The 25,521-nt window shown below is 71.8% G+C and carries 25 protein-coding genes; 10 read left to right on the top strand and 15 right to left on the bottom strand.

Annotated elements, in window-relative coordinates; translation table 11 throughout:
• Window positions 1-83 precede the first annotated feature (83 nt).
• Complete coding sequence (locus CNQ36_RS19540) at window positions 84-1,337, bottom strand: hypothetical protein (protein WP_121546942.1); 1,254 nt, start codon at window positions 1,335-1,337, stop codon at window positions 84-86.
• Between the two features lie 318 nt (window positions 1,338-1,655).
• Between CNQ36_RS19540 and folP the strand changes: the two genes are divergently transcribed.
• The 5 genes from folP (at window position 1,656) to CNQ36_RS19515 (ending at window position 4,832) form a co-directional block, all read left to right on the top strand.
• The gene (gene folP, locus CNQ36_RS19535; protein ID WP_121546941.1) at window positions 1,656-2,570 is read left to right on the top strand and encodes a dihydropteroate synthase; all 915 of its coding nucleotides are present in this window, start codon (window positions 1,656-1,658) and stop codon (window positions 2,568-2,570) included.
• The gene (locus CNQ36_RS19530; protein WP_121546940.1) at window positions 2,567-3,079 is read left to right on the top strand and encodes a nuclear transport factor 2 family protein; all 513 of its coding nucleotides are present in this window, start codon (window positions 2,567-2,569) and stop codon (window positions 3,077-3,079) included. The genes folP and CNQ36_RS19530 overlap by 4 nt, the downstream gene beginning before the upstream one ends.
• A gap of 237 nt (window positions 3,080-3,316) precedes the next feature.
• Complete coding sequence (gene folB, locus CNQ36_RS19525; protein ID WP_040906501.1) at window positions 3,317-3,676, top strand: dihydroneopterin aldolase; 360 nt, start codon at window positions 3,317-3,319, stop codon at window positions 3,674-3,676.
• A complete protein-coding gene (folK, locus tag CNQ36_RS19520; protein ID WP_004928107.1) occupies window positions 3,673-4,284 on the top strand; it encodes a 2-amino-4-hydroxy-6-hydroxymethyldihydropteridine diphosphokinase in 612 nt (203 codons plus the stop codon). Before folB ends, folK begins: the two co-directional genes overlap by 4 nt.
• A 59-nt stretch (window positions 4,285-4,343) precedes the next feature.
• Window positions 4,344-4,832, top strand: coding sequence for a DUF3180 domain-containing protein (locus tag CNQ36_RS19515; protein WP_004928110.1), 489 nt, complete (start codon window positions 4,344-4,346; stop codon window positions 4,830-4,832).
• A gap of 7 nt (window positions 4,833-4,839) precedes the next feature.
• Here CNQ36_RS19515 and folE read toward each other — a convergent pair whose 3' ends face one another.
• The 6 genes from folE to dacB form a co-directional block, all read right to left on the bottom strand.
• Entirely contained in the window at window positions 4,840-5,445 is a 606-nt protein-coding gene (gene folE, locus CNQ36_RS19510) for a GTP cyclohydrolase I FolE (protein WP_004928113.1), read from the bottom strand.
• Between the two features lie 143 nt (window positions 5,446-5,588).
• Window positions 5,589-7,628, bottom strand: coding sequence for an ATP-dependent zinc metalloprotease FtsH (gene ftsH, locus CNQ36_RS19505; protein WP_040906502.1), 2,040 nt, complete (start codon window positions 7,626-7,628; stop codon window positions 5,589-5,591).
• Window positions 7,629-7,815: 187 nt separating this feature from the next.
• Window positions 7,816-8,376 carry a hypoxanthine phosphoribosyltransferase gene (hpt, locus tag CNQ36_RS19500; RefSeq protein ID WP_037723004.1) on the bottom strand — a complete coding sequence of 187 codons (561 nt, stop codon included), beginning with the start codon at window positions 8,374-8,376 and terminating at the stop codon, window positions 7,816-7,818.
• 68 nt (window positions 8,377-8,444) lie between these two features.
• Window positions 8,445-9,470, bottom strand: a complete 1,026-nt coding sequence (gene tilS, locus CNQ36_RS19495; protein WP_121546939.1) for a tRNA lysidine(34) synthetase TilS — start codon at window positions 9,468-9,470, stop codon at window positions 8,445-8,447.
• A gap of 191 nt (window positions 9,471-9,661) precedes the next feature.
• Window positions 9,662-10,795 carry a zinc-dependent metalloprotease gene (locus tag CNQ36_RS19490; protein ID WP_004928124.1) on the bottom strand — a complete coding sequence of 378 codons (1,134 nt, stop codon included), beginning with the start codon at window positions 10,793-10,795 and terminating at the stop codon, window positions 9,662-9,664.
• Between the two features lie 101 nt (window positions 10,796-10,896).
• A complete protein-coding gene (dacB, locus tag CNQ36_RS19485) occupies window positions 10,897-12,537 on the bottom strand; it encodes a D-alanyl-D-alanine carboxypeptidase/D-alanyl-D-alanine endopeptidase (RefSeq protein WP_121546938.1) in 1,641 nt (546 codons plus the stop codon).
• 79 nt (window positions 12,538-12,616) lie between these two features.
• On the opposite strand from dacB, the gene CNQ36_RS19480 reads away from it, so the two are divergent.
• The gene (locus CNQ36_RS19480; RefSeq protein ID WP_030828087.1) at window positions 12,617-13,108 is read left to right on the top strand and encodes an inorganic diphosphatase; all 492 of its coding nucleotides are present in this window, start codon (window positions 12,617-12,619) and stop codon (window positions 13,106-13,108) included.
• A 139-nt stretch (window positions 13,109-13,247) separates the two neighbouring features.
• On the top strand, window positions 13,248-14,942 hold the full coding sequence (locus tag CNQ36_RS19475) for a threonine/serine exporter family protein (RefSeq protein ID WP_121546937.1): 1,695 nt from the start codon (window positions 13,248-13,250) through the stop codon (window positions 14,940-14,942).
• 66 nt (window positions 14,943-15,008) lie between these two features.
• Here CNQ36_RS19475 and CNQ36_RS19470 read toward each other — a convergent pair whose 3' ends face one another.
• On the bottom strand, window positions 15,009-15,905 hold the full coding sequence (locus CNQ36_RS19470; RefSeq protein WP_121546936.1) for a DedA family protein: 897 nt from the start codon (window positions 15,903-15,905) through the stop codon (window positions 15,009-15,011).
• A 190-nt stretch (window positions 15,906-16,095) separates the two neighbouring features.
• Window positions 16,096-16,857, bottom strand: coding sequence for a MerR family transcriptional regulator (locus CNQ36_RS19465; RefSeq protein WP_121546935.1), 762 nt, complete (start codon window positions 16,855-16,857; stop codon window positions 16,096-16,098).
• Window positions 16,858-16,958: 101 nt separating this feature from the next.
• Here CNQ36_RS19465 and CNQ36_RS19460 point away from each other — a divergent pair, with 101 nt between their 5' ends.
• On the top strand, window positions 16,959-18,236 hold the full coding sequence (locus CNQ36_RS19460) for an ion channel protein (protein WP_121546934.1): 1,278 nt from the start codon (window positions 16,959-16,961) through the stop codon (window positions 18,234-18,236).
• 99 nt (window positions 18,237-18,335) lie between these two features.
• Here the strand turns inward: CNQ36_RS19460 and CNQ36_RS19455 are convergent, their stop codons facing one another.
• The 5 genes from CNQ36_RS19455 to CNQ36_RS19435 all read right to left on the bottom strand — a co-directional run bounded on the left by CNQ36_RS19455 (window position 18,336) and on the right by CNQ36_RS19435 (window position 23,252).
• The gene (locus CNQ36_RS19455) at window positions 18,336-19,094 is read right to left on the bottom strand and encodes an ABC transporter permease (RefSeq protein WP_121548522.1); all 759 of its coding nucleotides are present in this window, start codon (window positions 19,092-19,094) and stop codon (window positions 18,336-18,338) included.
• A 5-nt stretch (window positions 19,095-19,099) separates the two neighbouring features.
• On the bottom strand, window positions 19,100-20,074 hold the full coding sequence (locus CNQ36_RS19450) for an ATP-binding cassette domain-containing protein (protein WP_163013303.1): 975 nt from the start codon (window positions 20,072-20,074) through the stop codon (window positions 19,100-19,102).
• Window positions 20,075-20,147: 73 nt separating this feature from the next.
• The gene (locus tag CNQ36_RS19445) at window positions 20,148-20,789 is read right to left on the bottom strand and encodes a PadR family transcriptional regulator (protein WP_121546932.1); all 642 of its coding nucleotides are present in this window, start codon (window positions 20,787-20,789) and stop codon (window positions 20,148-20,150) included.
• Window positions 20,790-20,850: 61 nt separating this feature from the next.
• A complete protein-coding gene (locus CNQ36_RS19440; protein ID WP_121546931.1) occupies window positions 20,851-22,311 on the bottom strand; it encodes an aldehyde dehydrogenase family protein in 1,461 nt (486 codons plus the stop codon).
• Between the two features lie 116 nt (window positions 22,312-22,427).
• Entirely contained in the window at window positions 22,428-23,252 is an 825-nt protein-coding gene (locus CNQ36_RS19435) for a helix-turn-helix domain-containing protein (protein WP_004928152.1), read from the bottom strand.
• A gap of 378 nt (window positions 23,253-23,630) precedes the next feature.
• On the opposite strand from CNQ36_RS19435, the gene CNQ36_RS19425 reads away from it, so the two are divergent.
• Window positions 23,631-24,149 carry an ATP-binding protein gene (locus tag CNQ36_RS19425; protein WP_106429047.1) on the top strand — a complete coding sequence of 173 codons (519 nt, stop codon included), beginning with the start codon at window positions 23,631-23,633 and terminating at the stop codon, window positions 24,147-24,149.
• A 90-nt stretch (window positions 24,150-24,239) separates the two neighbouring features.
• Here CNQ36_RS19425 and CNQ36_RS19420 read toward each other — a convergent pair whose 3' ends face one another.
• Window positions 24,240-24,524, bottom strand: coding sequence for a DUF397 domain-containing protein (locus CNQ36_RS19420; RefSeq protein ID WP_040906508.1), 285 nt, complete (start codon window positions 24,522-24,524; stop codon window positions 24,240-24,242).
• A gap of 403 nt (window positions 24,525-24,927) precedes the next feature.
• Between CNQ36_RS19420 and CNQ36_RS19415 the strand changes: the two genes are divergently transcribed.
• On the top strand, window positions 24,928-25,458 hold the full coding sequence (locus CNQ36_RS19415; protein ID WP_228313143.1) for a hypothetical protein: 531 nt from the start codon (window positions 24,928-24,930) through the stop codon (window positions 25,456-25,458).
• The last annotated feature ends 63 nt before the right edge of the window (window positions 25,459-25,521 follow it).

The following is a 25,521-nucleotide window of genomic DNA, read 5'->3' as shown; positions in this document are numbered from 1 at the left end:
CGGGACGTGGAGGCCGGTTGGCCGTGGGGGCGAACGGCGACGGGCCCCGCGCGGTGCGCGGGGCCCGTCGGGGTGTGCGGGGGTCAGGACGCCGCGCTGCGCAGGCCCTGGACGTCGATGTGTTCCGTCTCGTCGTGCGCCGTCAGGTCGATGACCTGGCCGATGCCGCGCGCCTGCTCGTCGGCGGGCTTGAAGCGCGCCTCGGCCTCCGCCTTGTGCAGCGCGAGCGCCTCCTGGCCGACGACGTCGGCCAGGTCCTCGTTCTGCACGGAGTCCAGGGCAGTGCCCTCCGCGTCCTTCTTCGTCCCGAAGAAGTCGAAGCCGCCGTCGGACACCGGCCGCCGCACCGGCGCCTTCGGCGGGACGACCGCCACCGCCGTCGGCACGGTGAAGTGCCCGGAGGGCTGCCGTGCGGGCCGGTCGGGAGAAGCGGCCGGCGCGGGGGCGGCGGTCGTACGCTCGTGCTCGCCGACCGCCTCGGACCGCCCCTCGGCCTCGTCCTCCTGCGCCTGCTCCCGCCCGGGCCTCTTCGTGGGTTCGGGACCGTCGTCCTCGGGGCCCCCGGGGGCCCCGTCGTCCGCCGGGGAGCCCTCGGCCCCCGGCGTGTCACCGGGCCGGGCGGGGGCGGCGTCGCCGGCCGGCCCGGACGTCTCGTCGGCCGCCGCGGAGGCGACGGCCTCGTCCTCCGTGGCGTCGGCGTCCGCGTCGACATCCACATCGGCATCGGCGTCGGCATCGGCGTCACCGGCGAGCCGCGCCAGCGCCGCGCCGGCCCGCAGGAACAGCTCCGAGCCCTCCGGCGAGAAGACGGAGGGAGCTGCCGGCTCCTCCTCCGCGACCGCCTCGACGGACTCCCCGGCCGCCCCGGCCGCCCCGTCGCCCGGCTCCGCCGACGGCCCCGCCGGCAGCGCGCGGGCCGGAACCGCGGCCTCTATCTCGAGTACCCGGCGTTCCTCCAGAACGCTCGCCCGGTCGACCTCCGACGCGGCGTACCGCCGCAGCAGGGCCGCGTGTTCGTTGCGCAGCCCGGCGAGTTCGCCGCGCTTGGCGCGCAGCCGCTGCTCCAGCTTCGCCCGCAGTTCGCGCGATTCCTCGAGGTCCGACTCCAGTTCGGCGACCCGCTCCTCGAAACGCCACTCGTCGCTCGCACGCGCGCGCGTGAGTTCGGCGACGCGCTTACCCGCCTGGGCGTCCCAGTTCCGCATGACGACGGCACCGACGACCGCCGTGACCGCGGCGGCCCCGGCCAGGACACGAAGCACCATCGGTTGTGTGAACACCCAGGGCCCCAGGGCGCAGACGACGGAGACGCCTGCGATCGCCGACGGGGGCAGCATCCTGTGCAGGGGCGGGGAATGACGGTGACGTCCACGTGGCATGGCCAGAAACTTACCGCGCGTAGGCGAATGATGGTGCCCCGCCCCGTAAAAACAAAGCCACGCCGGGGCTTTCACAGGGCATCAGGGAACTCGCGCCATACGTGAATAGACGTATTGACCAATTACCAAGATCCTTTTCCTGGGCGCGTTCTCCGGCCCGGGTCGCCTTTCGCGTTCCGCCGCTCTCCCGCGCACCGGCTTGGCCGCGTGCGGCCGGTGCGCGCGCCGCCGGGGCCGAGGCGTACCCCGGCCAGTGCCTGGGCCTACGCTGAAGATATGAGCAACCACAGCGGACGCCGCCAGGTCGCGGGCCTTCCTCACTGGGACCGCTGCGCGGTCATGGGGGTCGTGAACGTCACCCCGGACTCCTTCTCCGACGGCGGCCGCTGGTTCGACACGACGACCGCCGTCAAGCGCGGCCTCGACCTGGTCGCCCAGGGCGCCGACCTGATCGACGTCGGCGGCGAGTCCACCCGGCCCGGCGCCACCCGCGTCGACGAGGCCGAGGAGCTCAGGCGCGTCATCCCCGTGGTGCGCGGCCTCGCCGCCGAGGGCGTCACCGTCTCCGTCGACACCATGCGCGCCTCCGTCGCGGAACAGTCCCTCGCGGCCGGCGCCGCCCTGGTCAACGACGTGAGCGGCGGACTCGCCGACCCCGCCATGATCCCCGCGGTCGCCGCCGCCGGCGCCCCCTTCGTCGTCATGCACTGGCGCGGCTTCCTGGAGGGCGGCACCATCCAGGGCGTCTACGCCGACGTGGTGTCGGAGGTCGCCGACGAACTGCGGGCGCGCGTGGAGGCCGTCCTCGAGGGCGGCATCGCCGCCGACAAGGTGATCGTCGACCCCGGCCTCGGCTTCTCCAAGGGCGCCGACCACGACCTGGCGCTCCTCGCCCGTCTCGACCGCGTCCTGGACCTCGGCCACCCGGTGCTCGTCGCCGCCTCCCGCAAGCGGTTCCTCGGCCGTGTCCTGGCCGGCCCGGACGGCGCGCCCCCGCCCGCGCGGGAGCGCGACGCCGCCACCGCCGCCGTCTCCGCGCTCGCCGCCCGCGCGGGCGCCTGGGCGGTCCGCGTGCACGAGGTGCGCGCGACCGCGGACGCCGTACGCGTGACCCGCGCGATAGAGCAGGCCCGCACGGCCGACCCGACACCCCCCGTACCCGGCGCGCACGGCGCAGAAGGAGCCCGGTGAGCGCACCCCACACCGATGTCGAGCAGGTCGAGGCCGCCAACACCGCCTTCTACGAGGCACTCGAAAGGGGCGACTTCGAAGAGGTCGCCTCGCTCTGGCTCACCCCGGGCGACCTCGGCATCGACGAGACGTACCACGACCCCGCGGACAGCGGTGTGGTCTCCTGCGTGCACCCCGGCTGGCCGGTGCTCACCGGACGCGGCGAGGTCCTCAGGTCGTACGCCCTGATCATGGCGAACACCGACTACATCCAGTTCTTCCTGACCGACACGCATGTCTCGGTCACCGGCGACACCGCCCTGGTGACCTGCACGGAGAACATCCTCAGCGGCGGCCCCGCACCCAGGGCCGGCGAGGAGCTGGGACCGCTGGTCGGCCAGCTCGTCGTGGCGACCAACGTGTTCCGGCGGACCGCGGAGGGCTGGAAGCTCTGGGCCCACCACGCCTCCCCCGTCCTCGCCGAGGAGGAGGACGACGAGGACGAGACGGACGGCGGCGCTCCGGCCTGAGCGGGTAGACGGAACCCAGGAACCCGGGACCACTGCCCGCCCCCGCACGGAACACCGCGGGGCGGGCAGTGCCCGGCCTCCGCCGGGGAAACGGACGGTGAAACCTCCGGCCGCCGGACCGTTCCCGCACCCCCGGGCCACCGGCCCTGTCGGTGCGCGCGGGTAGATTCACAGGCAGGCCGGTGCGCCATCCGCAGGCACCGACCGGCCGGACCGACGACTGCAGGAGTGATTCGCGTGGATCGTGTCGCGCTGCGCGGCCTGAAGGCCCGTGGGCATCACGGGGTGTTCCCGAAGGAGCGCGAGGAGGGCCAGACCTTCATCGTGGACCTCGTCCTCGGCCTGGACACCCGGCCGGCCGCGGCGGACGACGACCTGACGAAGACCGTGCACTACGGGATCGTCGCGGAGGAGGTCGTGGCCGTCGTGCGGGGCGAGCCCGTCAATCTCATCGAGACGCTCGCCGAGCACATCGCCCAGGTCTGTCTGAAGCACGACATGGTGCGGGAGGTCGAGGTGTGCGTCCACAAGCCCGACGCGCCGATCACCGTGCCCTTCGACGACGTGACCGTCACCATCACCCGGAGCCGCGTATGACCAGGCCGTCCCACCAGGGCCACACCGACCCGACGGTCCAGCCCGTCCCCGCCTCCGTGGTCGAGCGGGTCGACGCCGCCGACACCACCCTGCAGAACCCGAAGCGGGCCGTCGTCTCCCTCGGCGCCAACCTGGGCAACCGCCTGGAGACCCTCCAGGGGGCCGTCGACGCCCTGGAGGACACCCCGGGCATCCGGGTCAAGGCGGTCTCCCCGGTGTACGAGACGGAGCCGTGGGGCGTCGAGCCCGGCAGCCAGCCCTCGTACTTCAACGCGGTCGCGGTCCTGAAGACCACCCTGCCGCCGTCCTCCCTGCTGGAGCGGGCGCACGCGGTCGAGGAGGCCTTCCACCGGGTCCGCGACGAGCGCTGGGGCCCGCGCACCCTGGACGTGGACATCGTCTCCTACGCGGAACTCCACTCCGACGACCCGCAGCTCACGCTCCCCCACCCGCGCGCCCACGAGCGCGCCTTCGTGCTCGCCCCCTGGCACGACGTGGACCCGCAGGCGGAGCTGCCCGGCCACGGCCCCGTCGCCGATCTCCTCGGCACGGTCACCCGCGAAGGCGTCACGCCCCGCCAGGACCTGGAACTCCGGCTGCCCGAGTAGCCGTTAAGGTCGACACGACCACATTCCGGGGCACCGTCCGGGGAACGCGAAGGGACACCGTGAAAGAGCTGCGCATCAGGGTGCTGGCCGGCGTCTTCGTCGTGGCCGGGATCCTGTCCTGGGCCGGCGCCCGCCTCTGGAACTCCGTGGGCTCCCTGCCGAGCGTGCCGGTGGCCGCGCCCATCGTGCTGGCGCTGATCGCGGTGGTCCTCGCGGCCACCGCGCTCTCGATCCGCGCCCGTCTCAAGGCCCAGCGCGAGCGGCAGCCCGACGCCAAGGGCGTCGACCCGCTGATGGCGGCCCGGGCGGTCGTGTTCGGGCAGGCCAGCGCCCTGGTCGCCGCCCTCGTCGCCGGGATGTACGGCGGCACGGGCGTCTTCCTGCTGGAGTTCCTGGACATCCCCGCCCGCCGCGACCAGGCCATCTACGCCGGCTTCTCGGTGCTGGCCGCCCTCGGCGTCATAGCGGCGGCCATCTTCCTGGAGCGCGTCTGCAAGCTCCCGGAGGACGACGACAACAACGGCCAGGGCGCGGCCCCGGCGGCGTGAGCGGCCGTCAGCGCGCCATGATCAGGCTCATCGCCTCGTTGCGGGTCGCCGCGTCCCGCAGCTGACCGCGCACCGCCGAGGTGAGCGTCTTCGCGCCGGGCTTGCGGATCCCCCGCATCGACATGCACATGTGCTCGCACTCCACCACCACGATCACCCCGCGCGGCTCCAGGATCTCCATCAGGGAGTCCGCGATCTGCGTGGTGAGTCGTTCCTGCACCTGCGGGCGGCGGGCGTAGACGTCCACCAGCCGGGCCAGCTTCGACAGGCCGGTGATCTTGCCGCTGGTGGCCGGGATGTACCCGACGTGCGCGACGCCGCGGAACGGCACCAGGTGGTGCTCACAGGTCGAGTACACCTCGATGTCCTTGACCAGCACCATCTCGTCGTGACCGAGGTCGAACGTCGTCGTCAGCACGTCCTCGGGCTTCTGCCACAGCCCCGCGAATATCTCCCGGTACGCCCGCGCCACCCGCGCCGGGGTCTCCAGCAGGCCCTCGCGGTCCGGGTCCTCGCCGACCGCGATCAGCAGCTCGCGTACGGCGTTCCGTGCCCGCTTCTCGTCGAACTCGCCGATCGGGGTCACGCCGTCCAGCGTCACGGGGTCGGTCATCAGAGGTGCCTCGTTCCTGTGTCCTCACGCGTGAGGGGCACGCGTCTCAACTGCGGGTATACACAAACGCCGCGCCCCCCAGGCTAGAACCAGGGGGGCGCGGCATCCATTCCGGGCCCGGTGGGGCCACCGGGAGCCTCGGGTCAGCTCTCGGGGCGTTCCTCCGGGGTCCGCTCGGGCGCCGGGGCGGGCTCCGCCGTGGTGCTCTTGGCGGTGCTGATGGCCGGCGTCGCTCCGTTCGCCCCGTTCGTCAGGGCCAGCTCCTTGGGGGAGAGGACCGGCGGACGGGTGGACGGCGTACGGCGCGAGGAGCCGGTCCAGGCGGGCCGGGGCGGGCGCTTGACGATCGGCGCGAAGACCTCGGCGATCTCCTCCTTGCCCAGCGTCTCCCGCTCCAGGAGGGCCAGGACCAGGTTGTCGAGGACGTCGCGGTTCTCGACCAGGATCTCCCACGCCTCGTTGTGCGCGGTCTCGATGAGCTTCTTGACCTCTTCGTCGACCAGCGCGGCGACCTCTTCCGAGTAGTCGCGCTGGTGGGCCATCTCACGGCCGAGGAAGGGCTCGGTGTTGTCGCCGCCGAACTTGATGGCGCCGAGCCGCTCGGTCATGCCGTACTGGGTGACCATCGCGCGGGCCAGTCCGGTGGCCTTCTCGATGTCGTTGGCCGCACCGGTGGTGGGGTCGTGGAAGACGAGCTCCTCGGCCGCGCGGCCGCCCAGCATGTACGCGAGCTGGTCCAGCATCTCGTTGCGCGTGGTGGAGTACTTGTCCTCGTCCGGCAGCACCATGGTGTAGCCGAGGGCACGGCCTCTGGACAGGATGGTGATCTTGTGGACCGGATCGGAGTTCGGTGAGGCCGCCGCGACCAGGGCATGTCCGCCCTCGTGGTACGCGGTGATCTTCTTCTCCTTGTCCGACATGATCCGGGTCCGCTTCTGCGGGCCCGCGACCACACGGTCGATCGCCTCGTCCAGCATGTGGTTGTCGATCAGCTTCTGATCGCTGCGCGCGGTCAGCAGCGCGGCCTCGTTCAGCACGTTGGCCAGGTCGGCACCGGTCATGCCGGGGGTGCGGCGGGCGACGGCCGAGAGGTCGACGTCCGGGGCGACCGGCTTGCCCTTCTGGTGCACCTTGAGGATCTCCAGCCGGCCCTGCATGTCCGGGCGGTCGACCGCGATCTGGCGGTCGAAGCGGCCGGGGCGCAGAAGGGCCGGGTCGAGGATGTCGGGCCGGTTCGTCGCGGCGATGAGGATCACGCCGCCCTTGACGTCGAAGCCGTCCATCTCGACGAGGAGCTGGTTCAGGGTCTGCTCGCGCTCGTCGTGACCACCGCCGAGGCCGGCGCCGCGGTGGCGGCCGACCGCGTCGATCTCGTCGACGAAGACGATGGCGGGGGCGTTCGCCTTGGCCTGCTCGAACAGGTCACGGACCCGGGAGGCGCCGACACCGACGAACATCTCGACGAAGTCGGAACCGGAGATCGAGTAGAACGGCACACCGGCCTCGCCCGCCACGGCACGCGCGAGCAGGGTCTTGCCGGTACCGGGCGGGCCGTAGAGCAGGACGCCCTTGGGGATCTTCGCCCCGACGGCCTGGAACTTCGCCGGCTCCTGCAGGAACTCCTTGATCTCGTGGAGCTCCTCCACCGCCTCGTCGGAACCGGCGACGTCGGCGAACGTCGTCTTCGGGGTGTCCTTGGTGATGAGCTTCGCCTTGGACTTCCCGAAGTTCATGACCCGGGAGCCGCCGCCCTGCATCTGGTTCATCAGGAACAGGAAGACGACCACGATGAGGACGAACGGCAGCAGCGACAGCAGGATGCTCACGAACGGGTTCTGCTTCGACGGCGACACCGTGTAGCCGTCGGGGATCTGCTTGTTCTGGAACTTGTCCTGCAGCGTGCTGGCAATCGTGACGCCCTGATCGCCGATGTAGCTCGCCTGGATCTTCGAGCTGCCCTCGACCTTCTGGCCGTCCTTGAGTTCGACCTTGATGGTCTGTTCGTCGCCGGTGGTCAGCTTGGCCGAGTCGACCTTGTTCTCATTGATCGCCTGGACGACCTGGCCGGTGTCCACCGTCTTGTAGCCGCCGGACGAGCCGACGACCTGCATCAACACGACCACGGCAAGGACGGCCAGCACGATCCACATGACCGGCCCACGGAAGTATCGCTTCACGTCCATCCATACGGAGCGGTGCCGCCCCGTCCCTCCTGCCATAGTGAGTTTGATAAAGGCTGTTCTTCGGACGGTACCCCAGCTTCGTCCCCCGACGCTGCGGAGGACGGCCGGCAATCGCGTCCACGCATGCTCCAACGCCGCGGAGCCCGCCGGGGTTCCCGATCACGTACGGCGGGCCGGGCGCCGGGGCTCAGCCGCCGTAGACGTGGGGCGCGAGCGTACCGACGAACGGGAGGTTGCGGTACTTCTCGGCGTAGTCCAGGCCGTAGCCGACGACGAACTCGTTGGGAATGTCGAAACCGACCCATTCCACGTCGATGGCGACCTTGGCGGCCTCGGGCTTGCGCAGCAGCGTGCACACCTTGAGGGAGGCGGGCTCGCGCGAGCCGAGGTTGGAGATCAGCCAGGAGAGTGTCAGTCCGGAGTCGATGATGTCCTCGACGATGAGGACGTGCCGGCCCTTGATGTCGGTGTCGAGGTCCTTGAGGATCCGCACCACACCGGAGGACTGCGTGCCCGCCCCGTACGAGGACACGGCCATCCAGTCCATCGTGACGGGGGTGGACAGCGCCCGGGCGAGGTCCGCCATCACCATCACCGCGCCCTTGAGCACGCCGACGATCAGCAGGTCCTTGCCCGCGTACTCCGCGTCGATCTTCGCTGCCAGCTCCACCAGCTTGGCGTCGATCTCTTCCTTGGTGATGAGCACCTTCTCGAGGTCGGCACCCATGTCGTTCGCGTCCACCCGCATCACTTTCGGTCGTCCCACCGGCCGGTCCGGTCCGCCCCGCGACTCGTACGGGTCGGTGGGGTCCGGATTCAGCCCTGCCGAATCACCAGTCTGCCACCCTGCCGGCGGGCGACGACCCGGCCGGGGAGATTGATGGCCCCCTGGCCGCGCCAGCCGGTGATCAGCCGGTCCACCTCCTCGATGTGGCGGGCGAACAGCGAACCGGCCGGCGCGCCGGCCTCGATGGCGGCGCGGCGCAGCACTCGGCGGCGCACGGCGGGCGGCAGTTCGTACAGCTTGGCGCACTCCAGGCGGCCGTCGGCGTCGCGGACGCCGGCCTCGGCCCGGCCGGCCCACGCGTCGAGGGCGTCGGCATCGTCACGGGAGAGCTGGGCCGTACGGGCGAGGGCCTCGACGACGCCCTTGCCGAGGGCCTTCTCCAGGGCGGGCAGGCCCTCGTGGCGGAGCCGGGAGCGGGTGTAGGCGGGGTCCGTGTTGTGCGGGTCGTCCCAGACGGGCAGGGACTGGGCCATGCAGGCCTTGCGGGCCGTCTGCCGGTCGACCTGGAGGAAGGGGCGCCGGTAACGGCCGTCGGCCCCCGAGACCGCGGCCATTCCGGACAGGGAGCGGATGCCGGAGCCGCGGGCGAGGCCGAGGAGGACGGTCTCGGCCTGGTCGTCGCGGGTGTGGCCGAGCAGGACGGCGCAGGCGCCGTGCCGCTCGGCGACGGCGTCCAGGGCGGCGTAGCGGGCGTCCCGGGCGGCGGCCTCGGGGCCGCCGTCGCGGCCGACGGTGACGGCGACGGACTCGGCGGGTTCGAGGCCGAGTTCGGTCAGGCGCAGGACGACCTCGGCGGCGCGCAGGTCGGAGCCGGCCTGGAGGCCGTGGTCGACGGTGACGCCGCCGGCGCGGACGCCGAGGCGGGGGGCTTCGAAGGCGAGGGCGGAGGCGAGCGCCATGGAGTCGGCGCCGCCGGAACACGCCACGAGCACGAGCGGCGAGGGGGGCTGCTCGTGCGGGGGGCGGCCCGGTGTCCGGCCTTGGCCGTCGCGGATGTCGGTCAGGACGCGGCGGACCGCCAGGCGTATCGCCGCGACCGCAGGATGGGGACCCATGTCCGGTTCCCTTCATGAAGTTTTCGGGGGGTGAGCCCGAGATCGGTCACTCAGAGTGTGTAGATGGTGACAGAACCGGGCCGTTCCCCGAGCATTGCACGCCTACTCCGGACTCACGGTCCCTCGGACGGGTGATTGGAGGGGCGTCCGTCTGCCGTCGGCCGTGCGCGGCGCATGACGGGGCGCGGGGCTCAGGCTTCCGGTTTGCGGTGCACCCGTGTGATCCAGTCCGCAGGTTTGGCGATCTCGGCCTTGGTGGGGAGGGTGTTGGGCGAGGTCCAGACGCGGTTGAAGCCGTCCATGCCGACCTCCTCGACGACGGCCCGCACGAAACGTTCGCCGTCGCGGTACTGGCGGAGCTTGGCGTCCAGGCCGAGCAGCTTGCGCAGGGCCATGTCCAGGCGGGAGGCGCCCTTGGCGCGGCGCTGCTGGAACTTCTCGCGGATCTCGGAGACGCTCGGCACGACCGCGGGGCCGACGCCGTCCATGACGAAGTCGGCGTGCCCCTCCAGCAGCGACATCACGGCGGTGAGCCGGCCGAGGATCTCCCGCTGCGCGGGGGTCTGCACGACCTCGACCAGGGAGCGTCCCTCGTCGCCCTCCTCGCCCTCGGGACGCCCGCCGGCCAGCGACTGCGCGGCCTCGCGGATGCGTTCCAGGACGGTCATGGGGTCGACGTCGGTCTCCTCGAGGAACGACTGGATCTCGCCCTCCAGGTGGTCCCGCAGCCAGGGCACGGCGGTGAACTGGGTGCGGTGCGTCTCCTCGTGGAGGGTCACCCACAGCCGGAAGTCGTGCGGTTCCACGTCGAGTTCGCGCTCCACGTGGACGATGTTGGGGGCGACGAGCAGCAGCCGCCCGGCGCCGTTCGCGCCGGCCGGGAGGTCGCGGGTGGCGGGGGCGAAGGTCTCGTACTGGCCGAGGACGCGGGAGGCCAGGAAGGAGAGCAGCATCCCGAGTTCGACGCCGGTGACCTTGCCGCCGACGGCGCCGAGGACCGCGTTGCCGGGGCCGGTGCCGCGCCGCTCCTGCATCTTGTCGAGGAGTGGTTTGAGCAGTTCGCGGAAGCCGGCGACGTTGGCCCGGACCCAGCCGGGGCGGTCGACGACGAGGACGGGGGTGTCGTGGGTCTCCTCGGTGCCCAGACGGGTGAAGCCCCGGACGTGTTCCTCCGAGGCCTTCGCGTGCCGGCGCAGTTCCGCGACGACGGCACGGGCCTCGTCGCGGCTCACGTCGGGGCCCGGTCGCATGAGGCGGGTCGCGGTCGCGACCGCGAGGTTCCAGTCGACCATCCCGGAAGAAGCGGCACCACCGATGCTCGTCATGCGTCAACGGTACGTGAGTGGGCCGGTTGGGGGCAGGGCGGCGAGGTGACGGGGCGAAGCCCCCGGGCCCCCTCGCGCGGTTCCCCGCGCCCCTGCCGGGGTCACCGGCAGCCGCAGGTGGCCAGGGCTGTGGCGGCCTTGTCCAACGCGGACTGGGCGGCCGCGGGGTCGGTGGTGGCGTTCGCCAGGAAGGCGAAGGCCAGCAGGCGTCCGTCCTTGTCGACGACGGTGCCCGCCAGGGTGTTCACGCCGGTGAGCGTGCCGGTCTTGGCGCGTACGACGCCGGCCGCGCCGTCACCGTAGCGGCCGGCCAGGGTGCCGGTGAAGCCCGCGACGGGCAGCCCCGTCAGGGCGGACCGCAGCTCGGGGTGGGCCGGGTCGCCGGCCTTGACGAGCAGCGCGGTGAGCAGGTCGGCGGTGAGCCTGTCGCGCCGGTCGAGGCCGCTGCCGTCCTTGACGTCGACCCCCTTCACGGGGAGGCCGAGCTGCTTCAGCCGGGCGGTGATCGCCTCGCCGGCGCCGGCGAAGTCGGCGGGCCTGCCGGTGGCGAGCGCGGTGTGCCGGGCGAGGGACTCGGCGAGGTCGTTGTCGCTGTGGGTCAGCATCCGCTCGACGAGGGCGGAGAGCGGGGGCGAGGAGACCGTGGCCAGGGTCGAGGCGCGGGTGGTGGCCTTCGAGGGGCCGGGGGGCGTGGTCTTGATGCCGTGTTCCTTGAGGAGGTCGCCGAACTTCCGCGCGGCGTCCGCCGCCGGGTCGGCGACCCGCGCGGCCGGCCCGCTGGAGGAGCCGTCGGTGCGGCCCTCGTCGGCCATCAGCGGGGTGACCGCGGCGAGGTTCGGGTTGACCCCGATCGGGTGGATCGTGCCGCCCTTGTAGAGGGTCGTGTCGTACGACAGCGTCACCTCGCGCACGCCCTTCCTGGCCAGCGCGGCGGCGGTCCGGTCCGCGAGCTCGCGCAGGCTCGCCGGCCCTCCCGCGGCGTCCTTGTCCTTGCGCGCGGTGAGGGTGGGGTCGCCGCCGCCGACCAGGACGACCTCCTCGGTGTCGGGTTCGTACACCGTCCGGGTGGTGAGGCGGTGGTCGGCGCCCATGGCGGAGAGCGCGGCGACGGCGGTGGCGATCTTCGTGGTGGAGGCCGGGGTGAGGGCTTTCCCGGTGCCCGGGCCGGTGCCGTAGAGCCGGGTGCCGGTGGCGACGTCGACCACGGCGGCGGAGCGGTCGCCGAGCGCGGGGTTCTTCAGCAGCGGGTCGAGGACGGTGGCCAGGGCGGTGCCGCCGGGCGCGGACTTCACGGTGGTGGCGGTGCCGCCGAGGCCGGTGAGCACGGAGGCGGCAGGCGGGGCGGCCCGCGGTCCGCGGGGCGGAGTGCCGGCGTTGGCGCGGGCGCCGCCGTGATCTGTGCCACGCGCGGCGCCGAGGGCCACGGCCCGGTCCCGCTCGGCCGTACGCTGACCCGAGGAGTCCCAGGGACCGGCGGCGGTCACCACTCCCGCGGCCAGCGCCAGACCGGCGGTGGCGGCGGTCGCGGTGAACTGCCAGGTCCTCGGCCGCGCGACGCGCGGGACCTGCGGTGATCCGGGCCGGTCCGGCCGCCCGAACCGTGGCCCGAGGGCCGCGGCGACGCGCGCCAGACGCGGCCGTACGGTCTCCGCGGCCCGGGCGAGACGCGGCCGGACGGCGTCCGCGATCCGCACGACGTGCGGTCCCGCGGCCCGCCAAGGCCTCCGCTCTGGCACGACCACCAGCCCCTTTCGCGATCACACACCTGCGTGAGGGACACTTAACCACCAGAACTATGTGCTGATCATGGAGGAGCGTCCGGTGGAGTTCGACGTCACGATCGAGATCCCGAAGGGTTCGCGGAACAAGTACGAGGTGGACCACGAGACGGGTCGGATCCGCCTGGACCGTCGGCTCTTCACCTCGACCGCCTACCCGACCGACTACGGCTTCGTCGAGAACACCCTCGGCGAGGACGGCGACCCGCTGGACGCGCTGGTCATCCTGGACGAGCCGACGTTCCCGGGCTGTCTGATCCGCTGCCGCGCGATCGGCATGTTCCGGATGACGGACGAGGCCGGCGGCGACGACAAGCTGCTGTGCGTCCCGTCGACGGACCCGCGGGTGGAGCACCTGCGCGACATCCACCACGTGTCGGAGTTCGACCGCCTGGAGATCCAGCACTTCTTCGAGGTCTACAAGGACCTGGAGCCGGGCAAGTCGGTCGAGGGCGCCAACTGGGTCGGCCGGGTGGACGCCGAGGCGGAGATCGAGCGGTCCTACAAGCGTTTCAAGGAGACGGGCGGCCACTGAGCCCCTCCCGCCGCGGAACGCGGAACGGGCCGTACGCGTGGGCGTGCGGCCCGTTCTGCTGTCCGTGCGCATACTGAGGCGGTAGGGGGCAGGCTTACGGACGTCGCCCGGACGGTGTCGTACAGGGAGAGCGGAGCAGGTGAAGGACGCGGAGGACCGCAAACCGGATTCGGACGAGGCGAGGAGCGCGTACACGCCTCCGGCGGCTGTAGCGGCGCCGGCCGAGCCCGATTCGTCGACGACGTCCGAGTTCGCCGTACCGCGCGGGCTGGCCGTCCCGAAGACCGGCTCGGAGTCCGAGACGACGTCCGAGTTCGCCGTCCCGGACGGCCTGGACGTGGCCCCGCCGCCGCCGGCCGACGGGGAGGGGTCGGCGTTCAGCACGCCGAGGACGTACAACGCGAAACATGCGGCGGCGTTCACTCCCGCGAGCGGCATACCGCTGGTCCGGCTGGCCCAGGACGTGCCGTGGCAGGACCGGATGCGCGCGATGCTGCGCATGCCGGTGACCGAGCGGCCGGCACCGGAGGCGCCGCACCGGCACGACGAGACGGGGCCGGCCGTGCCCCGCGTGCTGGACCTGACGCTGCGTATCGGGGAGCTGCTGCTGGCCGGCGGTGAGGGCGCCGAGGACGTGGAGGCGGCGATGTTCGCCGTGTGCCGCTCCTACGGCCTGGACCGCTGCGAGCCCAACGTCACCTTCACCCTGCTGGCGATCTCCTACCAGCCGTCCCTGGTCGACGACCCGGTGTCGGCCTCCCGTACGGTGCGCCGCCGCAGCCCCGACTACACCCGGCTGGCGGCGGTCTACCAGCTGGTGGACGACCTCAGCGACGTCGAGACCCATGTCTCGCTGGAGGAGGCCTACCGGCGGCTGGCGGAGATCCGCCGCAACCGGCATCCGTACTCCGGCTGGACGCTGACCGCGGCGAGCGGGCTGCTCGCGGGAGCGGCCTCGGTGCTGGTCGGCGGTGGCGCACTGGTGTTCGTCGCCGCCGCGATCGGCGCGATGCTCGGCGACCGGCTGGCCTGGCTGTGCGCGGGACGCGGGCTGCCGGAGTTCTACCAGTTCACGGCGGCCGCGATGCCGCCGGCCGCGATCGGGGTGGCGCTGACGCTGGCGCACGCGGACGTGAAGGCGTCCGCGGTGATCACCGGTGGGCTGTTCGCGCTGCTGCCGGGGCGGGCCCTGGTGGCGGGCGTGCAGGACGGTCTGACCGGCTTCTACATCACCGCGTCCGCGCGTCTGCTGGAGGTCCTGTACTTCTTCGTGGGCATCGTGGCCGGGGTGCTCACGGTGCTGTACTTCGGCGTTCAGCTGGGCGCCAACCTGGTCCCGGACGCGGCGCTCGGCGGCAAGCCGCAGCCGCTGCTCCAGATCGCCGCGTCACTGGCGCTGTCGCTGGCCTTCGCCGTGCTGCTCCAGCAGGAGCGGTCCACCGTGCTGATGGTGACCCTGAACGGCGGCGTGGCCTGGGTGGTGTACGGGGCGATGCACTACACGGGCGAGATCTCGCCGGTGGCGTCCACGGCCGTGGCGGCGGGCGTGGTGGGCCTGTTCGGGCAGCTGATGGCCCGGTACCGGTTCGCCTCCGCGCTGCCGTACACCACGGCGGCGATCGGGCCGCTGCTGCCCGGTTCCGCCACGTACTTCGGACTGCTGGGCATCGCCCAGAGCGAGATCGACTCGGGTCTGACGTCCCTCACGAAGGCCGTGGCACTGGCCATGGCCATCGCGATCGGGGTGAACCTCGGGTCGGAGATCTCCCGGCTCTTCCTGCGGATCGGCTCCGCGGAGAAGCGGCGGGCCGCCAAGCGGACGCGGGGCTTCTGACGCGGGTGCCGTCCGGCGGTGGGGCGCGGGGGCCTTTCGCGCAGTTCCCCGCGCCCCTGGGGGGTTTCAGTGGCCGCGGTTGTACGGCTGCTGGGGGTTGTAGTGCTCGTCGCCGTACGGCTGCTGGGGCTGCTGCGGATAGCCCTGGTTGCCGTACGGCTGCTGGGGCTGCTGCGGCTGCTGGGGGTAACCCTGGTTGCCGTAGTGCTGCTGGGGCTGCTGGGGGTAGCCCTGGTTGCCGTAGTGCTGCTGGGGGCCGGTCGGGGTGATGCGGCGCAGCTGGGTCGTGGCGTCGTCCATGACCGGGGCCTGCGGGGCGGTGGCCGGGGCCTCGGCGGCGGCGCGCTTCTTCTTCCCGCGCTCGCGCAGGTACTCGATGATGATCGGCACCACGGAGATGAGGACGATCAGGATGAGGATCGGCTCGATGTTGGTCTTGATGAGCTCGATCTGCCCGAGCCAGTAGCCCGCGAGGGTGACACCGCAGCCCCAGGCGACACCGCCGATGACGTTGTACGTGAGGAAGGTGCGGTACTTCATCCGGCCGGCGCCGGCCACGATCGGCGCGAACGTGCGCACGATCGGGACGAAGCGCGCGAGGACGATCGCCTTCGGGCCGTACTTCTCCATGAACTCGTGGGCCTTCTCCAGGTTCTCCTGTTTGAAGAGCTTGGAGTTCGGCCGGCTGAACAGCTTGGGCCCGAAGAACTTGCCGATCATGTAACCGACTTGATCGCCTATCACGGCGGCCAGCACGATCAGCGTGCACACCAGCCACAGCGGCTGGCTGATGTAGGTGCCCTCGGCCACGAAGAGACCCGCCGTGAACAGCAGGGAGTCACCGGGCAGGAACGCGAAGAGTCCGGACTCCGCGAAGACGATCAGCAGGATGCCGGGCAGGCTGAAGGTCTCGATGAGGTAGTCCGGGCTCAGCCACTCAGGGCCGAGCGCAAGCGTGGTCACGGGGATGTGGCTCCTGCAGCTGGGGGTCGGGGTGGGGGGCTGGCTGCCCAAATTATGAACGCAGCCGACGTGGCCCGGGTTCCGCGGGGGTACCCAGGATGCCCTGTGACCCGCCCCGGAGAAAGCTGTGAGCCGTGGTGCGGGAGGCAACCCGCAGGTCGTGGCCCGGATGTGAGCCGGGCCACGACGCTCAGGCGGTGTGCCGCGCGGCGTTGGCGAGGATCGCCTCCCTGAGGTGCTCGGCGAGACCGGGCCTCATGGAGTCGTAGTACGCCTTGAAGCGCTCGTCGGAGACGTACATCTCCGCGAAGCACGTGTGCATCTCGTACGGCACCTCGAAGTACCACTTGCTGACGTGCTGCCGGTGCTCCTCGGCCAGGTCCATGGCCGCCTCGCCGGACGGCTGCCCTCCGGCGGCCACCAGGGCGGTGTACCGCTCCTGCCAGTCGTCGACCTCTGCCTGGACGCGCTTCCAGTCCTCCTTGGTGTAGCTCGCCGCGCGGCGCTGCGACTCGGCGTACGCCTCGGTGCCGCCCCAGCGTTCCTCCGCCTCCTCGGCGTACTGCTCGGGGTCCTTGTCCCCGAACACCTCGAACCTCTCCTCGGGCGTCAGATCGATCCCCATCTTGCGTGCCTCCATGGCGTGCTCCACGGCCGCCGCCATCTTCCTCAGCTTCTCGATCCGGGCGGTCAGCAGTTCGTGCTGCCGGCGCAGGTGCGCGCGCGGGTCCGCGTCCGGGTCGTCGAGCAGGACGGCGACCTCGTCGAGCGGGAAGCCGAGCTCGCGGTAGAACAGGATCTGCTGCAGCCGGTCGAGGTCGGCGTCGCTGTAGCGCCGGTGTCCCGCGTGGCTGCGCCCGCTCGGGACGAGCAGGCCGATGTCGTCGTAGTGGTGCAGGGTGCGCACGGTGACACCGGCGAATCCGGTCACCTGTCCCACGGAGTAGCTCACTTCCGCTCCCTTCTCGGTACGCGCTCCAGCGTGGGTCCTCACGCCGCGTGAGGTGCAAGCCGCTTCCGGGTTTGCCGCCTTTGCCCCCTTATCGTGTGCGCGTGGCCCAGGACAGCGCAGAACAGGCATCCCCCGCCGCCACGGCACGCACCCTGCTGCCGACCCTCGTCCCCGCGCTGCTCGTGGGCATGGTGGCGAGCCTGATCCTGGTGGGGGTCAGCACGGCGGCCGAGCAGCTGCAGTACGTGCTCTGGCAGAACCTGCCGGACGCGCTCGGCGTCGGCAGGTACTCCGTGCCGTGGATGTTCGTGATGCTCTTCGCCACCGGGGTCGCGGTCGGGCTGGTGGTGTGGAAGGTCCCGGGCCACGCGGGCCCCGATCCGGCGAGCACCGGACTCGACGCACCCGTGCTGCCGCCCACCGTGCTGCCCGGACTGCTGCTGGCGACCGCGCTCATGCTGGCCGGCGGACCCAGTCTGGGACCCGAGAACCCGATCATCGCCGTGAACGTCTCGCTGGCGGTCCTGGTGGGCACCCGGGCCTTCCCGGGTGCCCCCGAGCGTGGCTGGGTGGCGCTGGCGGAGGCCGGGACGATCGGCGCGCTGTTCGGCACGCCGGTCGCCGCCGCGCTGATCATCTCCGAGGCGCTGGCCGGGGAGCGGACCAAGGGGCAGCTGTGGGACAGCGTCTTCGCGCCGCTGGCCGCCGGCGCGGCAGGGGCGCTCACCATCACGCTGGTGTCGCGGCCGAGCTTCGACCTCCATCTGCCGCCGTTCGGACAGCCCGGCTGGGGCGACCTGCTGGCGTCCGTGGTGGTGGCCGCGGTGGGCGCGGTGCTCGGCATGTGCGTCGTGTACGCGTTCCCGTTCGTCCACGGGGCCTTCGGACGGTTGCGGCACCCGATGCTGATGCTTCCGGCCGGCGGGCTGGTGCTGGGGGCCCTGGCGGCCCTGGGCGGGCAGCTGACCCTGTTCAAGGGGCTCGACCAGATCGCGGAGCTGGCGCGCGATCCGGACGGCTGGTCGGCGGGCGAGTTCGCCACGATGACGGTGGTGAAGCTGGCCGCGATGCTCGTCGCCGCGTCCTGCGGCTTCCGGGGCGGGCGGATCTTCCCGGCGGTGTTCGTCGGCACGGCGCTCGGGCTGTGCGCGCACGCGCTGGTGTCCGGGGTGCACCCGGCGGTGGGCGTGGCGGCGGGCGTGCTGGGCGTCCTGCTGGCGGTCACCCGGCAGGGCTGGCTGAGTCTGTTCGTCGCCGCCGTCCTGGTCGTCTCCCCCGGCATCCTCGCCCTGCTGTGCGTCGCCTCCCTGCCGGCCTGGCTGCTCGTCACGGGCCGCCCGTTCATGCGGCTGAGGGCGGACGGGACGTCCGCGCGCTGAGCGTGCCCCGCCCGTGTGCGGCGCGCCGACGCCGGTGGTGGGCGGCGGCCGGGTCCCCTTCTCCGGGAGCGCGGCCGCCGGCCACCGGCACGGGCGCCGCTACCGGCCGAGCCGCGTGAACCGCCGTACCGCCAGCGGGAGGAACACCGCCAGCAGGGCCAGGGGCCACAGGACGGCGGCCCCCACGTGGTCCGGCTGCCCGCCGGGAGCGCCGAACAGGTCGCGTACGGCCGTGGCGGTGTGGGACAGCGGGTTCCACTGGACGGCCGTGCCCAGCCAGCCGGGCATGGAGTCCGGGGTGGCGAAGGCGTTGGACAGGAAGCCGACCGGCCAGACCAGGATCTGCACGGCCTGCACCAGCTCCGGCTTCCCGGCGACCAGCGCCAGGTGGATGCCGATCCACAGCATCGCGAACCGGAACAGCAGGAGCAGTCCCACGGCGCCCAGGAAGCCGGCTGGGCCGCCCTCGGTGCGCCAGCCCAGCGCGGCGGCGACGGCGAGCAGCACGCCCAGACCGAGCGCCGACTGGAGCATGTCGGCGACGGAACGGCCGACCAGGACCGCGCCATTGGCCATCGGCATGGAGCGGAAGCGGTCGATGACTCCCTTGTCGAGGTCCCGGGTGACGGCGATCATCGTGCCCTCCAGGCCGAAGGCCATGGTGAGCGCGAGCATGCCGGGGACCAGGAAGGCGAGGTACTCCCCGGTCACCCCCCGGCCGCCGCCGACCAGATAGCCGAACATCAGCAGCAGCATCACCGGGAAGACCAGGTTCACCACCACCGCCACCGGCTGCCGCCCCCAGTGCGCGAGCTCCCGGCGGGTCATGGTCCAGGAGTCGGTCAGCGTGTGAGTCATGGTGGTCACGCGGCCTCCTTCACTCGTTCGTCGTCCCCGGTGAGGTGCAGGAACACCTCGTCGAGCGTGGGTCCGCGCAGGGCGATGTCCTCGGCTTCGACGCCGGCCTCCTCCAGCGCGCGGACGACCCCGGCGAGGGCCGCCATGCGGTCGGTGACCGGGGCGCTCAGCAGCCGCCGGTCGGCGTCCACGGTGACCGCGTCCTCCGGCACGGGCAGCAGGGCGACGGCCGCGGCCAGCTGCCCGGCGTCGCGCAGAACGACGTCGATGCGGTCGCCGCCGATGGCCGCCTTGAGCTCGTCGGCGGTGCCGTCGGCGATGACCCGGCCGGCGTCCACGACCGAGATGCGGTCGGCGAGCTGGTCGGCCTCCTCCAGGTACTGGGTGGTGAGCAGGACCGTCGTGCCGCCGCCGACCAGGGAGCGGACCGAGTCCCACACCTCCGCGCGGCCGCGCGGGTCGAGGCCGGTGGTCGGTTCGTCCAGGAAGAGCACCTCGGGTTCGGTGATCAGGGACGCGGCGAGGTCGAGACGGCGCCGCATGCCTCCGCTGTACTGCTTGACGGCCTTGGGCCCGGTGCCGGAGAGCGCGAAGCGCTCCAGGAGTTCCTCCGCACGCGCGCGGGCCCGCCGGGCGCCCAGGTGGTGCAGGCGGCCGAACATCTCCAGGTTCTGCAGGCCGCCGAGTTCCTCGTCGAGCGCCGCGTGCTGGCCGAGCAGCCCGATGCGCAGCCGTACGGCGTAGGCCTCGCGCACGACGTCGTGGCCCGCCACCTCGACCCGGCCCGCGTCGGGGTGGAGCAGGGTGGCCAGGATCTTCACCAGGGTGCTCTTGCCCGCGCCGTTCGGCCCGAGCACTCCGTGCACCGTGCCGCGCGCGACCGTGAGGTCGAGCCCGTCCAGTGCGGGTCTGCCGTTCTTGCCGCCGCTGCCGCCGTAGGTCTTGCGTGCTTCCTCGACGGTGATCGCCGCGTCGGACACTGGGACTCCCTCGTTAGTCAAACTTGACTACTCGGGCGACCGTATACCCGCACCCCCCATTGGTCAAACTTGATTAGTGACGATCCCCGGGATGCCGCTCCCCCGTCGCGTACGGGTTCTCCTCGCCCTCGGCCAGCACGCCGACGAACGGCTCGCCCTCGCCCGCGAAGGTGTAGGCGCCGCCCCGGATGCGTTCGATGAGGCCGCGGGTCCAGGCGGCGCCGGTGTCGGCCGAGTGGACCCAGAAGTCCATGATCTCCCCGATGTGGCCGAGCTGCGCGGGCCCTTCCTCGGGCGTGTAGTACTCGGTGACGGCCTTGCGCCACTCACCGATCGCACGCATCCGCTGCTCCAGCAGGGAGAGCGCCTCCCGGCGCTCCAGGTCGACCATGAGGCCGAGTCCGGCCGAGAGCACGTCCGGCTTCTGGTCGTAGGAGGTCAGGGCCTCGCGCAGCAACCGGAAGAACTCCTCGGTGCCCCGCTCGGTGACCTCGTACTCCGTGCGCGGCGGGCCGCCGGCCGTGGACGGGGCGATCTCGTGCGCGTGCAGCAGTCCCTGCTTGGCCATCTGCTTCAGCGCGTGGTAGATCGAGCCGGGCTTGGCGTTGGACCACTCGTGCGCGCCCCAGTACTCCAGGTCGTTGCGCACCTGGTAGCCGTGGGCCCGCCCGTGCTGCCGCACCGCGCCCAGCACCAGGAGACGGATCACTGACATGCGGTCCAGGGTAGGCCGCGCGGGGCCGCTGACTGGAGCGGCCCCGCACTGTTGGAGGCGCTCAGAAGGGGAAGCCGCTCCTGCCGTGCTGGACCGAGATCCACTTGGTCGTGGTGAAGGCGTCCAGCATCGTGTCGCCGTTCAGCCGGCCGCTCCCGGAGTGCTTCTCGCCGCCGAAGGGGACGATCGGCTCGTCGTGCACGGTGCCGTCGTTCACGTGGAACATGCCGGTGTCGATCTGCTTGGCGAAGTTCACGCCGCGCTCGACGTCACCGGTGTGCACGGCGCCGCTGAGGCCGTACGGGGTGTCGTTGACGATGCGCACGGCCTCCTCCTCGCCGTCGAACGGGACGAGGAAGACGACGGGTCCGAAGACCTCCTCCTGCAGCAGCGCCGAGTCCGCGGGCAGGCCGGTCAGCACGGACGGCTCGACCAGGTTGTTGGTGCGGTTGCCGCGCACCAGGGCGGTGGCGCCCTCGGCGACCGCCTGCTCGACGACACCGGAGAGGGCGTCCGCCTGACGGGAGTTGATCACCGGGCCGATGACGGTCCCGGGGTCGCGCGGGTCGCCGGCCTTGAGGGACTTGACCTTGGCGACGAACTTCTCGGTGAACGCGTCGGTGACCGACCGGTCGACCAGGACGCGGTTGGCGGCCATGCAGACCTGGCCCTGGTGGACGTAGCGGCTGAACACGGCCGCGTCCACGGCGTAGTCGAGGTCGGCGTCGTCGAGGACCACCAGGGCGCTGTTGCCGCCGAGTTCGAGGATCGAGCGCTTGAAGAGGGAGGCGCAGACGGTGGCCACGTGGCGGCCGACCGAGTCCGATCCGGTGAAGGAGATGACCTTCGGGACCGGGTGCTCCAGGAAGGCGTCCCCGATCTCCGCGATGTCGGTGATGACGACGTTGAGCAGACCGCCGGGCAGGCCGGCGTCCTCGAAGATCTTCGCCACCAGGGAGCCGCCCACGATCGGCGTGTTCTGGTGCGGCTTGAGCACCACGCCGTTGCCGAGGGCGAGCGCGGGGGCGACCGACTTGAGGGAGAGCAGGAAGGGGAAGTTGAAGGGGCTGATCACGCCGACGACGCCGACGGGCACGCGGTAGACGCGGTTCTCCTTGCCGTCCACCGGGGAGGGGATGATCCGGCCCTCGGGGCGCAGCGCCAGGTGGACCGCCTCGCGCAGGAACTCCTTGGCGAGGTGCAGCTCGAAGGCGGCCTTCAGGCGGGTGCCGCCGAGCTCGGCGACGATCGCCTCGGCGATCTCCTCCTCGCGCTCCTCGACCAGCCGGAGCGCCTTCTCGAACACCGTGCGGCGGGCGTACGGGTTGGTCTGCGCCCACTCCTTCTGCGCGCGGGCGGCCGCCCGGTACGCCTGATCGACCTCGTCGACCGTGGCTATGGTGATCGACGCGAGCTTCTCGTCGTCGTACGGGTTGAAGTCGATGATGTCCCAGGAGCCGGAGCCCGGGCGCCACTCACCGTCGATGTACTGCAGAGCCAGGTCGGTGAAGTACGACGACATGTGATCCCTCAATCCCCTTGCCGCACCAGCAGAACACTGATCGATTCCGTGCGATCTGATTGCACGTCATCGTACTTGTGTTTTATGTGACTTGAGGGAATTCCGGGGGACAGTCCTCAGGACAGCTGCAGCAGGCCGCGCAGCAGGTCCCGGCTCTCCGAGGGGCCCGGGCTGTCGTGCTGCAGCTCCTTGAGGGCCTTCTCGTACTGGGCGACGTCCTCGGCCTTGTCGAGGTACAGCGCGCTGGTGAGCTGCTCCAGGTACACGACGTCCGACAGGTCGGACTCGGGGAAGCTGAGGACGGTGAACGCGCCCGACTCGCCGGAGTGCCCGCCGAGGCCGAACGGCACGACCTGCAGCCGGACGTTGGGCCGCTCGGAGACCTCGATGAGGTGCTGGAGCTGTCCGCGCATCACCTCGCGGTCGCCGTACGGCCGGCGCAGGGCCGCCTCGTCCAGGACGACGTGGAACTCAGGGGCGTTCTCCGAGACCAGGTACTTCTGCCGCTCCAGGCGCAGCGTCACCCGCCGCTCGACGTCCTCCTCACTCGCGCCCTTCATGCCGCGCCGCACCACCGCGCGGGCGTAGTCCTCGGTCTGCAGCAGACCGTGCACGAACTGCACCTCGTAGGCACGGATCAGCGAGGCGGCGCCCTCCAGACCCACATAGGTGGGGAACCAGCTCGGCAGCACGTCCGAGTAGCTGTGCCACCAGCCCGCGACGTTGGCCTCCTTGGCGAGGGAGAGCAGCGAGGTGCGCTCCTGCTCGTCCGTGATGCCGTACAGCGTCAGCAGGTCCTCGACATCTCTGGTCTTGAAGCTCACCCGGCCCAACTCCATCCGGCTGATCTTCGATTCGGAGGCGCGGATCGAGTAGCCCGCCGCCTCCCGCGTGATCCCCCGCGCCTCACGCAGTCGCCGCAGTTGTGATCCGAGCAGCATGCGCCGCACCACCGATCCCGGCTCTCCCGCGCTCACGTTCGCCAGCCTCCCCAACGTCCTCAGGGCCCGCAGTCTGCCACTAAAACACTTCGAGCAGTACTCGTCCGGTTACGGAAACGGAATCCAGCCGAGGAATCCGATCAAGAAGGAACACGGAACGGGCACGGAACGGGCAAGCCAGAGCAAGGATGCGGCAACGGGACAGCCATGGAAAGGGCAGGAAGAGGACGGAAAAATTGGCCAACAAACCAGTACGGGAGGGTCGAATTCGGTCAGCTGCACGTGCATCTGCCCTTGCATCTGCTGTACGCATCCGAAACCATGGTCTCCGCACCACCGCAGCCTCGCTACGACCGCGAATTCCCGGGAGTGCCTCGCATGGGGACGAATGGATCGACCATGCTCGAGCCGTTACGGCAGGGCCTTCCGCCGCTGAACCTCGCGGCCGCGTCCGACGCCGCCTCCTGTGCCCTCCCCGCCCGCTACGAAGCGGTGCGCGAGGCCCGGCAGTTCACCCGCGGGACACTGGACCAGTGGGACCTGGGCGACCGTTTCGACGACGTGTGCCTGGTGGTCTCGGAGCTGGTCACCAACGCCCTGCGGCACGGCCTGCCGGCCGGCACCCCGCGGCCGAACGCGCCGGACCTGCCGGTGCGGCTGCATCTGATGCGGTGGACCGAGCGGCTGGTGTGCGCGGTGCGCGACCCCAGCGACGAGAGCCCGGTCACCCGCGAGCCGGACGACTGCTCCGCCGAGTCGGGCAGGGGACTGTTCCTCGTCGAGTCCTTCAGCGACGGCTGGGGCTGGCACCCCATGGCCGGCGCGCTCAGCGGCAAGGTGGTCTGGGCCCTGTTCCGGCTGCCGCGTCCCGCCGACGGCCCCTGTCCCCGCGCATGACGGACCGCGGCGCGCCTGGGCGCCGCGGTGCTACGCGCGTCCCCGGCGCCTGAGCGGCTCCGGGCGCGGGCGTCCGCCCCGGCGCACCGGTCAGCCGGCGACCAGGTGGTCGAACTCGCCGTCCTTCACGCCCAGCAGCATGGCCTCGATCTCCGCGCGGGTGTAGACGAGCGCGGGACCGTCCGGAAAACGCGAGTTGCGCACGGCGACCTCTCCGCCGGGCAGCCGGGCGAATTCCACGCAGGACCCCTGCGAATTGCTGTGCCGGCTCTTCTGCCAGGCCGCGTCGTGCAGCCGGGTGGCAGCCATGCCGTTGTACACGCCGGACGCGTCGGCACCGTCGTACACGTCACCGTCGTACGAGTCGTGGTCCACAGGTCGCTCCCCGCTGGTGCACTGGCTGGTATGGCCATTGATGCATGGTCAACTGACCGGGATCATAGCTTTGTTCATGTGCAAATGCATGGGCAGATGCACGTGCACGCGGGGTGTTGCTCCGATTACAGCCGTGACGATTGCGCCGTGCCCGCTTTGACGGACGCTTTACCGAACCCCCGCTCCTCTAAGAGACGCGTGCGGGGGCTTTTGTGTTCCCTCGTGTTCCCTTGTGTGCCGCCCACATGCCGGAAGGCCGCTTCCCGCTTCGCCCCTTCCCCGCGCGGACGTCCGCGCGGTGCGTCACCAAGGGCTGGTGGGGTGCCGGGTGAGTCCTGTTAGCTGACCGCGGTCGTCCGGCCGACGGGGCCGGCGCAATCAAGGGGGGCTTGCAGTGACTTCGGTGGCTTCGGTGACGTACTCGGCCGCGACGCGCGCGTCGCGGCCCCGGCGCGCACGGGCCGCGGCGGCGGCCCTGGGACTGGCGGGCGCGCTCGCGCTGACGGCGTGCAGCGGGGACGGCTCCGACGACTCCGCGGCCACCCCCTCCCCGTCCGCCTCGGCGAGCGCGGACTCCGGCGGCGGCAGCGGGGACTCCGGCGCGAGCCGGGCCCCGGCGGGCGAGCTGGAGGGCAGCTGGCTCACCACGGCCGACGGCAAGGCGTTCGCCCTCATGGTCACCGGCGAGGAGGCCGCGCTCTTCGCCACCGGCGGCACCGTGTGCAGCGGTACCGCGCGCAAGCAGGACGGCACCCACGCGATCCGCCTGAAGTGCGCCGACGGCAGCGAGGACCGGACGAACGGCACGGTGGACTCCGTCGGCGAGAACTCCCTGAAGGTCACCTGGGAGGGCGGCCCGGGCAGCGAGACGTACACCAGGGCCGAGGGCGGCGCCCTCCCGACGGACCTGCCGACCGCGGGGCTGGGCTCCTAGGGCCTGTCCGACGGCGTCCGGCGGGGCGGACAGGCGGCGCGTGCGTGATGATGGCCGGTGGGC

This window comes from Streptomyces fungicidicus (genome assembly GCF_003665435.1).
GTDB lineage: Bacteria > Actinomycetota > Actinomycetes > Streptomycetales > Streptomycetaceae > Streptomyces > Streptomyces fungicidicus.
The sequence above is the reverse complement of the archived record's forward strand: the minus strand, read 5'-3'. Positions and strand labels throughout refer to the sequence as shown.